This is a genomic window from Pedobacter soli (assembly GCF_900101435.1).
GTDB lineage: Bacteria > Bacteroidota > Bacteroidia > Sphingobacteriales > Sphingobacteriaceae > Pedobacter > Pedobacter soli.
Genome location: NZ_FMZH01000013.1, coordinates 115,486 through 126,339 on the forward strand (window position 1 = coordinate 115,486; position 10,854 = coordinate 126,339).

Annotated in this window: 11 protein-coding genes; 9 read left to right on the forward strand and 2 right to left on the reverse strand. The window is 41.7% G+C overall.

From position 1 onward, the window contains the following. The 8 genes from BLR37_RS21700 (at position 1) to BLR37_RS21740 (ending at position 7,500) form a co-directional block, all read left to right on the forward strand. Entirely contained in the window at positions 1 to 663 is a 663-nt protein-coding gene (locus tag BLR37_RS21700) for a cytochrome b/b6 domain-containing protein (RefSeq protein ID WP_090772316.1), read from the forward strand. 71 nt (positions 664 to 734) lie between these two features. Then, complete coding sequence (locus BLR37_RS21705; RefSeq protein ID WP_244154729.1) at positions 735 to 1,430, forward strand: VIT1/CCC1 transporter family protein; 696 nt, start codon at positions 735 to 737, stop codon at positions 1,428 to 1,430. A 251-nt stretch (positions 1,431 to 1,681) separates the two neighbouring features. Continuing rightward, the gene (locus tag BLR37_RS21710) at positions 1,682 to 2,065 is read left to right on the forward strand and encodes a QcrA and Rieske domain-containing protein (protein ID WP_090772320.1); all 384 of its coding nucleotides are present in this window, start codon (positions 1,682 to 1,684) and stop codon (positions 2,063 to 2,065) included. Positions 2,066 to 2,111: 46 nt separating this feature from the next. Further along, positions 2,112 to 2,540 carry a thioredoxin family protein gene (locus BLR37_RS21715; protein WP_090772322.1) on the forward strand — a complete coding sequence of 143 codons (429 nt, stop codon included), beginning with the start codon at positions 2,112 to 2,114 and terminating at the stop codon, positions 2,538 to 2,540. A 5-nt stretch (positions 2,541 to 2,545) separates the two neighbouring features. Next, positions 2,546 to 3,478 (forward strand): FAD:protein FMN transferase, encoded by a 933-nt coding sequence (locus BLR37_RS21720; protein WP_090772324.1) that lies wholly within the window; start codon positions 2,546 to 2,548, stop codon positions 3,476 to 3,478. Positions 3,479 to 3,480: 2 nt separating this feature from the next. After that, entirely contained in the window at positions 3,481 to 3,711 is a 231-nt protein-coding gene (locus BLR37_RS21725) for a DUF4266 domain-containing protein (RefSeq protein ID WP_090772326.1), read from the forward strand. 15 nt (positions 3,712 to 3,726) lie between these two features. Continuing rightward, complete coding sequence (locus BLR37_RS21730; protein WP_090772328.1) at positions 3,727 to 4,938, forward strand: DUF3570 domain-containing protein; 1,212 nt, start codon at positions 3,727 to 3,729, stop codon at positions 4,936 to 4,938. A gap of 1,167 nt (positions 4,939 to 6,105) precedes the next feature. Next, positions 6,106 to 7,500: a sensor histidine kinase gene (locus BLR37_RS21740; RefSeq protein ID WP_167356662.1), complete on the forward strand. Its 1,395-nt coding sequence runs from the start codon at positions 6,106 to 6,108 to the stop codon at positions 7,498 to 7,500. 148 nt (positions 7,501 to 7,648) lie between these two features. On the opposite strand, the gene BLR37_RS21745 is transcribed toward BLR37_RS21740, so the two are convergent. Both BLR37_RS21745 and BLR37_RS25445 read right to left on the reverse strand, forming a co-directional pair. Further along, a complete protein-coding gene (locus tag BLR37_RS21745) occupies positions 7,649 to 7,933 on the reverse strand; it encodes a hypothetical protein (protein ID WP_090772334.1) in 285 nt (94 codons plus the stop codon). Positions 7,934 to 8,398: 465 nt separating this feature from the next. Beyond that, positions 8,399 to 8,557, reverse strand: a complete 159-nt coding sequence (locus BLR37_RS25445) for a hypothetical protein (RefSeq protein WP_167356663.1) — start codon at positions 8,555 to 8,557, stop codon at positions 8,399 to 8,401. 521 nt (positions 8,558 to 9,078) lie between these two features. Between BLR37_RS25445 and BLR37_RS21750 the strand changes: the two genes are divergently transcribed. Next, positions 9,079 to 9,648: a hypothetical protein gene (locus tag BLR37_RS21750; protein ID WP_090772336.1), complete on the forward strand. Its 570-nt coding sequence runs from the start codon at positions 9,079 to 9,081 to the stop codon at positions 9,646 to 9,648. Positions 9,649 to 10,854: the final 1,206 nt, after the last annotated feature.

Sequence of the window (10,854 nt, forward strand, 5' to 3'; positions counted from 1 at the left end):
ATGTTAGATGCCCTTCCAATAATCCTTGAACCCAGCGGAAAAGCCAAAAGATATGCCCGCTCTACCAGGGTTTGGCACTGGCTAAACCTATTGATCATCTGCGGATCACTGGGGACTGTTTTAGTCAATTCACTGCTCTTTGACCATGCCCAGCGTACTTTTGTTCGCTCAGAGCTGGCCAATGCCGGCGCTAATGTCAGCGATAAACAAGCTGCTGCAGTTTTGCACGGGCTGGAAGACCAGGTTTGGGCTTTTCACATTTATTTTGGCTATGCACTGACAGTACTTTTTTTATTCAGGCTGATTGCAGAATTTTTTCTATCCGCCGAACAGCGGATTTTTCCGAAACTAAAACGGGCATACCAAAATTTTTGGGTGCTAAAAAAATACCGTATCACTGCCAGGCATGAGCTCCTCGTTAAGGGATTATACCTGGTTTTCTACTTTTTGCTCCTAATTATGACGCTTACCGGACTACTGCTGGCATTCCAGGAGCAGACCGGGTTATCAAAGGATGTAAACCATAGCATCAAGGAGTTCCACGGCTTTTCGATGTACCTGATCCTGGGCTTTATCCTGCTGCATATCGCAGGGGTAATCCTCGCCGAAAGAAAAGATGAAAAAGGAATGGTATCTGATATGATTGGCGGAGGTGATGCTTAGTCGGCTTATTTTGCCGCAGCCCATCCCGGCTGATAAAAATGTGAATATGATAAACTTATAAAAGCACCCTTATGATGAAAAGCCCGCACACCGAACAACACCTCAAAAGCTCGGCCTTTATTTCCGATATCGTTATCGGGATGAGCGATGGCCTTACCGTACCTTTCGCACTTGCTGCAGGGCTCAGTGCAGCGGTAAGCAGTAACCAGGTGATCATTACCGCAGGTGTAGCAGAAATCATTGCAGGTTGTATTGCAATGGGCTTGGGAGGGTACCTGGCAGGAAAGACCGAACAGGAACATTATCAGAGTGAGCTCAAAAGGGAATATATCGAGGTAGAGCATCTGCCGGAAAAAGAAAAGGAAGAAGTGAAGGAAATTTTCGCGGGTTATGGGCTAGATGACCATGCCCAGGAAATGATCGTCTCGCAGCTCAGCAGCAATAAAGATCATTGGGTGGATTTCATGATGAAGTTTGAGCTTGGACTGGAAAAACCAGATATAAACAGGGCGCGCAACAGCGCGGTAACTATCGGCCTTTCTTATTGCGCCGGAGGTATGCTGCCCCTTTCGGCATATTTTTTTACCACAAAACCCGTGGATGGACTGATCCTTTCAGCGGTACTGACTACCATCTGCCTTTTTGTGTTTGGTTTTTTTAAAAGTAAGCTAACAGGCCAGCCGCCGGTAAAAGGAGCCTTCAAAGTAACTTTAATAGGTTTGCTGGCTGCTGGTGCCGCGTTCATGATCGCCAGGGCCATTAGCTAAAATTAAGGATTAACAAATATTTAACAATTTTTGAAACCGAACTTCAGAATCTCTTCAGACTTCGTCTATAGTTTTGTTACAACGATCCTGCTTTGAATATTAGCAGGAAAGGCTGTACCCACGGAAAACAGAACTTTTTTATAGATAGAATTTTACAAAATTTTTCCAGGCCCATCGATACTTAGTGACCATATATCGGGACATCTGAAAAACCGTGTATTAACCTGTTTATTTTAACTATAAAAAAGAACATGTACAGAAAGGAATTTTTAATGAGTGTGGGGATGAGTGCAGCACCTTTTGCCCGGATAAACTGCACCGGGTGCAAGAAAACTGCGGAAAGTAAGGCTGCTGATACCACAGCTCCCAGAGGAGTGGACTTTATATCGGATTTAAGCCTTGCTAGCAATGTTGCCCTGGTTAACAACAGAGCCTCGCTTATGGCCAATGGCGTAATTGTAGCCAGAACAATGACGGGTAGCTATATCGCGGTGCAACGCTCTTGTGCACATGAAAGTTATCCGCTTAGCTATCAAGGGGCAAACGCCAGGTTTTACTGCCCTAACCATGGTGCAACATTTGCTGAAAGCGGGGAGGTAAGCAATGGGCCTGCAACACGTTCCCTGACTGTATAGCCTACCTAGTTAACAGCAACTTTACTAAGGGTTTTTTCTTAAAATTATGAAACTACTATTTATTGTACTATTGGGAATGTTTACGATTCCCCTGACCTGGATGGGGGACTTTTCCCAGGCACAGCAACAAGCTAAATCTACCCATAAGCAGATACTGATCAATTTTTCAGGCTCTGACTGGTGTGGCCCATGTATCCGTTTGCGTAAGGAAATCCTGGAATCTGAGAAGTTTGAACAATATGCTTCGTCCAATTTGGTGTTGGTAAGGGCTGATTTCCCCAGGCAGAAGAAAAACCAGCTTTCAAAAGAACAGGTGAAGCTCAATGAATCACTAGCCGAACGCTATAACCGTGATGGAAAGTTTCCCTATACAGTATTGGTGGATGAAAACGGCAAAGTGCTCAAAACCTGGGACGGCTTTCCCGATGAAAGCCCGGAGGTTTTCGTGGCTGAAATCGATAAGTTAAAACAATAAGAGACATGGAGTCCCAGTTAAGCGTTAAGCGGACTTTAAAACTAATGGGGAACCGTTTTGAGTTCACGGCCCTAGCCGAGGATCAGCTGCACGGCAATGCCGCGATCGATGCGGCTGTAGCGGAAGTGACCAGGATTGAGCGGCTGCTCACCACTTTTAATGAAAGCAGTCAAACCTGTCAAATAAATAGCGCAGCAGGAGTATCGCCCGTCCGGGTAGACCAGGAAGTTATCGCACTAATTGAGCGGGCACAAAAAATTTCTGAAATTACCGATGGCGCTTTCGATATTACCTATGGCTCTATCGATAAGCGGTTGTGGAACTTTGATCAGCATATGACCAGTTTACCAGATCAGCAAACAGCCCTGGCATCGGTTGACCTAATTGATTACCGCAACGTGGTCATAGATAAGGCATCCTCCAGCGTAATGTTGAAAAACAAGGGAATGCGTATAGGTTTCGGGGGAATAGGTAAAGGCTATGCCGCTGACCGGGCAAAACTGGTGATGCAGGACCATGGAATAAAAAGTGGTATTGTGAATGCCGCAGGCGATCTGACCGCCTGGGGAAAGCAGCATGATGGAAAGGCCTGGACAGTGGGGATTGCTGACCCTGCACAAACCAAACAACCTTTTTCTGCCTTAAACATCAGCGATATGGCAATTGCCACAAGTGGCAATTACGAAAAATTTGTAATCATCGATGGGCAGCGTTATTCGCATACGATCGATCCTAAAACAGGTCTTCCGGTAAGCGGGGTTAAAAGCGTGAGCATCATTTGCCCCAGTGCCGAGCTGGCCGATGCACTGGCAACCCCGGTGGTGGTTATGGGAGTTAAGGTGGGCCTTGAGCTGATCAACCAGATTAAACAAGTGGCCTGTATCGTTATAAGTGATGATGATCGGGTCTTTACTTCAAAGAATATTAATGTAATATAGTTATGAAAATTTCCAGAACATTTTCCCTCGTGGTGACTGCTTTAAGTGTAATTTCAGCAACCACGAGTTCCTGTAGTAGCGTAAAACCTTATCAGAAAAGCAAAATCAACGATGCCGATATGATCCTTTCTGCACGCAAAGCCCAGAAGTTTGAACAGAGTTTTCAGTTATACCGGGAGGGGGCTTCTGGTGCTAACGGAGGTAAAAGCGGTGGTGGTTGCGGTTGTAACTAAACAGGAAAAGCAGAGATGAAAAAGATATATTTCCACGTACTTTTTATGTACCTGGGCATGTTGGGTGCCTACGCACAAAGCAGACCTGAAGCAGTAAAACCCGATAGCAGCAGCTATCAATCCAGGAGGTTAAAAATCGATGAGATTAACCTGGTTTCCGCCTATTACAACCAGAATGGTAACAATTCAGCCGTAACGGGCGGGATCGGTACCGAGAAGCTGAGCGACTTCGCCAATACCATTGATCTGCAGATGTCCAGGTTTAATAAACGCGGTAAAAAGAATACCTTTATTTTTGAACTGGGTATAGACCATTATACCTCTGCTTCTTCCGATAAAATAGATCCCAGTACAATCTCTTCGGCATCTTCTGCCGATACGCGGATTTATCCCTCACTCAACTGGACACACTCCAATGAGCAAACGGGTAATTCATTTGGTTTTACCGGATCTTATTCCACAGAGTTTGACTATCAGTCACTCGGGGCTGCTTTTAACCTTACCCGTTTATCCAAAGACAAAAATACACAGTTTGACTTTAAGCTGCAGGCTTTCCTGGATAAATGGACTGTTATATTGCCCATAGAACTGCGAACGGGCAATACGGGTAAACATGGGGAAGAATATGATACCGCACCACGCAATTCTTTTAGTGCTTCATTTTCACTATCACAGGTCATCACCAAGGACTTTCAGGCGGCATTGATCCTTGAACCGTCCTATCAGCATGGGTTGTTGGCTACCCGCTATCAGCGCAATTATTTCACCGACGGTTCGCTTCGGGCAGAGACCTTACCCGATAAACGGTATAAATTGCCAATTGGGCTGCGCATGAATTATTTCCTGGGAGATCGCTTTGTGATCCGGAGTTTCTACCGCTATTATATGGATAATTGGGGAATCAGGGCGCATACTGCAGAACTGGAAGTTCCGGTAAAGGTCAATTCCTTTTTTTCAATCAGCCCTTTTTATCGCTATAATAACCAGAATGGGACACGGTATTTTGCAGCCTATGGACAGCACGACCCTTCAGCGCAGTACTTTACCAGCGATTATGATCTTTCGTCTTTGAAAAGTGATTTTTATGGGGTAGGCCTCCGCTTTTCCCCGCCAAAAGGAGTCCTGGGCTGGCAGCGCCTAAATACGCTGGAGCTCAGGTATGGCCATTATTCGCGCTCTACAGGCCTGGCCTCCAATATCGTGTCGTTAAACCTTAAATTTAGGTAATATAGCCAAGGTCATTTTATCCGCATACCAACTAAGATAATGATAAACTGAAAATATTTATCACTTCTCTGTTATCGGTCCTTTCGTTATTTCAATAGGTCGGTGACAGCCAGCAGGTGCATACTGGAGATAATGTGCGGCCTGAGGAAATGGATAGTCTGGCAAGATGGTATGCGGCTTAATGTACCAAACTGAAAGTTTAAGCTTGCGCGATTTATAATTGCCAGCTGTGCTGTTGATGGAGGATGGCGTTGTTGCAGTGAATGATAGGACCCCACTCAGGACGCTTGATTTAAACACAAAAGCCTAACTATGGGAAAATCATGCTTGGTTCGTCGCACAGTTGGATGATTACTTTCACTTGGCCTGCTGCTGCGTTATGCGCTGAGCCTTTCTCTCTTAAAGGGAAAACACAATTTGTTTGATCCATACCCAATGCATGGATTATCGGTATTTGTTATGGAAGTTTCCATACATTTTGTGAAATAAGGGGGATAAGAACAAGAATCTATGGATTGGCCTACGCTGGATACTTGGTAACAACTGCTAGCGGAACGCTGAGGATGTACAACAACAAATACTGGTTTACCGATGTAGTTGCAGGGCGGGTTTTGGTATTGTATTGCCAAACATTAATATCTAGCCTAACCCCAACTCAAAAGCTTTGGTTAATAAATGCTAAAAAACAACTGTTCATCGTATTAACTATCTATTCTATCGGTGGCGTTCGGCTGGCCTTCTCGGGAACATTTTGATGGAAAAATGATTGTCTGGTTTTTATCTTTTCGACCATGTTTTTATTTTGTCTATTTAGGGGAGGCAATCCTTTGTATATTCGTTTATCTTTTTTGATTTTTAATCTCCTTTTTTTATAGGGGTTTTCTTGATGTTAGGCATCGTCAGACCCTATTTAGCTCAATCTACATCAAAATACACCTGGATAGAATCAAATATTTATTTCCTCAAAATGAAACAATTAGCAGGTGAGTAGGTTTATAATCAAATAGCAGCAACTTACCGGATATCACTTAGTTTTAAGATCTAAATTAAGGTGTTTTTTTTATCCCGCTTAAGCAATATAAAATGAATCACACCTCAACCGCCCAGCCCCTGATGGTATTAGAAAAGGTACCAGCATGCCTGATTATTTATTCTGCTGATTTTTATGTGTTAACCGTTAGCGATAGCCTGCAAATAAAATATAATCAAAGACGCGAAGATTTAGTGAATTTGAGGATGGATGATTTTGCGAGACTCGAAAAACTTTCTGATTCCTGGGGGAATTATTTGGACTGGCCTGGATTATACCAATGGTTTTTGCTAAATAAAGATCATTTGAGTGAGCCAGAAGCCTTGCATGATTTTGCTGAAAAATTTAGTGTTTGCAGTTACCAATTGGTTACCAGCGGAGGTGAGCGTCCGTCCTACATCATTTTTTGTTTTGATCTTTTACCAAATGCGCCAATTTCGGCCGTGCACGCTGAAAAATATTATTCGCAAAATCCAGATCAAGATTCTATGACAAGGGATGATAATCTTAGAGCGGCCTTTGATGCTGCAGATCTGGGGAGCTGCAGCCTTGATCTTCGCACCTTTAAGGCAGAGATGTCGCCTGGATACAGAAAGCAATATGGTCTGGCTGAAAAAGGAGAGATTACCTGGGAGATGGTGTTGGAGGCTGTTGATCCAGCATATTTGGAAGAAGTGAACAGGGTACTGATTGAAGCTGCAAACAATGGAATGCCTATCGACTGTACTTATCCTATCAAACACCTCCGCACTGGCGAACGCAAATGGATGCGCGTGGTAGGTAAAGTGCAAAAAGGAGTTAATGGCCGATATGAATCGATACAGGCAGTAGTAATGGATGTGACTACAAAAATGGAACAGGAAAAGCTCAAAAATGATTTTATATCCATGATAAGCCACGAGCTAAAGACACCTTTAACTTCTATAAAAGGCTATGTGCAGGTTTTAAAGTATAACTATGCTACTGCCAGAGAAAACCCTGAAAGGGTTCTGGCCAGGATGGAACGGCAACTGAGAAGGATGACCGATATCATCAATGCTTTTTTAAATGTATCCAGGTTGGAATCCGGCAAGATTGAACTAAATAAAACCCAGTTTAATCTTGCTGATTTGGTCGCCGAAATACAGGCAGATTATTTAAGCTTTCTTTCCTCCCATGAACTTGTGTTTACAGGTATTGAACCTTGCTTATTGCAGGGTGATCAGGATAAAATCGGACAAGTGTTGCATAACCTTTTGAGTAATGCCGTAAAATATTCTGCTGTGGGAACCCAGATATTCATAGATTGTCATCGAAAACGCAGCAGCATTGTAATATCTGTCAGAGATCTAGGTGTGGGTATTGATAAGGAAAGTCTGCCCAAATTGTTTGACCGGTATTTCAAGATTCAAAACGATTTTACCTCTACAATATCAGGTTTTGGCATAGGGCTTTACCTTTCAACTGAGATTGTAGCACTGCATAAAGGCAGGGTCTGGGCCGATAGTGAGCCAGGCGTTGGCACTACAGTTAGCTTTGAATTACCACTTTAAGAAAAGGATTACTTTTAATGATTAGATCAATAAATATATGCGTAATATTAACCTATATGGAAATGGAGGCTCTTTTCGGATTTTTAATAGCTTGACAAAATGGCTTTAAAAATGGATAGGAACTGTGCTTGATTGTTGAGATACTAGATTACTTACTAATACAAACAGCTTCCATCTCTTCAGTTGATTCTAAGAAATCTTCCCATTTCTCAAATCCGATATATCGTGCTAGTATTTCAAAAATCGCTATGGAAGGACGTTGAAACTGTATTAGCCCAAATATTCTTTTTAATGTGCTCTCACTTACATATTCATCAATAGCATAAAATATAACAATAGAAATTTCGCGGCAAGGGTTTGGTGTTGATTCACTGAAGCCTGATTTCGATAAAAGGGCTACTGTTAAGGCTTGAAGAAGGAATGTTTCTTGCATGTATGCACTTTGTGCAAAAATAGCGCTTTATCCTTAGTATGGCAATTGGTAAGTTCTTTTCTTGTTGGTTTTTAGAAAGGTACCTAGAAAGGCATCTTTCAAGTCAGAGTATTTGATATAAGAATTTTAGTTTCTAGGTAGTTCAATCCTTGAATTTATTATTGAAAATCGTTATTTTGACATAGGAAATTCCGGGTATCGTAAGTGCTTAGTTACTTTTTGCTGCTGTTTTATTACTGTTGATAGTTAGTGTTTTATAGTTTAGATTTATTTAAGAATTAAATCAACGGGACGATTTAGTAAACAAAACAGCCCTTCAATATGGAAGGGCTGTTTTATTTACAGTAATCCTTTGTAATGTTATAAGTATAATTCGGGATTGTCTCGTCTTTCTATAGCTTGTCATTACCACAAGTTAGTTGAGAGGTTCTTCCACGATAATTTGAAAGATAAGTTGCAAAAGATTTAATCTTCAGAAATATTGAGAATCCATTTTTTGAGTAACACTTTTCTAGCTTTCCTTTTAGTTCTAATTTTCTTCTTTTTATCTACGACTTTCGGAATTAATGCTTCTGTTTCTTTTCTCAATTTTATTAATCTTCCAAGCTCATCATACTCTGTCATTTTAATGTCTAGTTCTGCAATTCGCTTTAAATCGGCGATAAATTTGTTGCTTATCCGGACGTTTGGCGACCCGTTAGTAGAAAAGGTTTCGAATTTCGAAGCCTTTTTCTTTTTTAAAACATTTGTAATTAGTTGTTTTATAGCTTTTTACAGGTGATTCTTTCGTTTTAATCTGGTGCGAACTATTTTTGTCTTATTTTCTTTTGACTGGATTTATTGCAATTATTTCCGAATTTTTGTGTCTAAAAGTGATAAAATTTAGCGTTTAGTTTATTTATAAACTGTATTGAAAACAAGTCTGGTTGTTCTTCTTTAGTCATTGTGTTTTGAATTTGCTGAAAAGGGGAGAGGAGTGTTTCTGCGGCAACGTTTAGCCATTCTGTGATGAAAGTGTTTGATTTGTAGGTTATTAGTTCGGTAAATACCGTAACAATGATTTGCTTTTTTGCGTTTACAGGGGCCTTACTTCAAGTCTATACAGTTATTTTGGTACTTATCATCCAAGTTACTTAATTTTATTAATGATGAAATTTCAGCTTAGTTTATTATTTGGGTTTTTGACAGTTCTAGCTTTTGGCCAGAATAAAGGTATGGATACCCTGTCAAAACCCAAAAATGTCAGGGTCGATGGATTTTATTCTTCATCTGATAAAGAACCACATTTGACATCTAAAAATATGCTCGTGTTTACCCCCGATGGGAGAGTTGGAGCAAAACAAGGTGGGACGACGGGCAACGAGCCATTTTCTTGTGCGTTCTATGAAAGCTTTAGGAGAGAGTATATTGGAACCTACCGGGTAGCTGGAGATAGTATTTTTGTCTCGATGAAGTTCTTATTTAAGAAAGGAACTATTCTACATGCCAAATTTGATCGATATAATGCGTTTTTGGCTGGGAAGATAACCGATGGAAACACAATAACGGGATGGAGGGTTGTTCCTCCATTTCCCAATCAGTTAAAGAAAAAGGATTTTGAATTCGGCTTCAACCAGAATTGGATGTTGCCGCAAAAAGTGATTTTTATAAAATCTGATGCAGTTAAGTGTTTGGTTGGGTATTTCAGCGAAAATGGCCGCGCGTTTCGCTTTTAAAGTGTCACCCTGTTTCGCTTCATGGTGGCCGCCTGTTTCGGAGCAAGCTGGCCGCGCTGATCACTTGATCAGATTTTCTTTGTACAGTATTTCTTAACCAAGTTTTTATTTAAAGCTAATTCAAAGCCATAGGTTCGAAAAGACAAGCCTCAGCTAAGCTTTGGGTCGTGAGACGATTTTGAACGCGTTTAAGCACTTTTTTAAGGTGTTTTGGATAGATTCTTTGGTTGGCTGAAATTTAAGAGGATCAGCATCCCTTAAAAGAGATAGCCTGGAAGGCTTAGTATCAAGAAGAAATTTGAAAACCGTCGGCCTATATTTGTTCAGAGGGAAAGGAACTTTTATGCCAAAGCCCGGCAATCAAATTGGCGGCCAGTTTGGTCCGAAACGGAGGGGTCACTTTTGCCGAAATACGCAATCAATACTTACTTACACCCAATTATCGTGATTTATTGAGATTTTTGGAGAAAGATGATTTTCAGGTCTTTGTAATGGGCCATTCTTGTGGTTTATCAGATCGTACCATGTTTAAGGAAATTTTCGAACATGAAAAATGTAAATCTGTCCGTTTATTTCATTACAATGGCGACTTTCATGACAAAGCGATTAATGTGAGTAAGCATTTTAGCAATAAGGGGCATATGCGTAAACTCATAGTGGATCGTAAAGAATCAGATGCTTTTCCACAGCTTAATAAATCAACAGTTTGATTTCTCCGCTTCGCTGCGCTTCAGTCGAAATGACGATTTTTCTTAGTGGTGTTAGCGGTTAGTAGCTGTTAACTTCTTTTCACTATCTTCAAAAACACATACCAACAATCCCCGATAAAACCGATGCGGTTAAGATCGCAAACCTGGCTTCGGCGATATGCACGCGCTTGTTCCTGCCTTGGGCAGTGGTGGTATGAAAGTCAGTGCAAAGCCTTTCGTGCTTTTTCCTGCGAAAATCTCCTATGCCGGAGGGCAGGGTGCAGAAGATCCCCGGTGCAGAAAATCCTACGCGTCATGCTGAATTTATTTCAGCATCTCATTATAGCTCGTGTTGGTTAGGGAGAGACCCTGAAACAAGTCCGATAGCTATCGGACCAGGGTGACGATCGAGGAGTGAACCCTTAGCAGATCCGTCATTCCCGCGCAGGCGGGAATCTTAAAGCTATCGCTGCTTTCTTTCCCTTCACACAGTCTTGCCTCGGTTAGCCACCGAAGG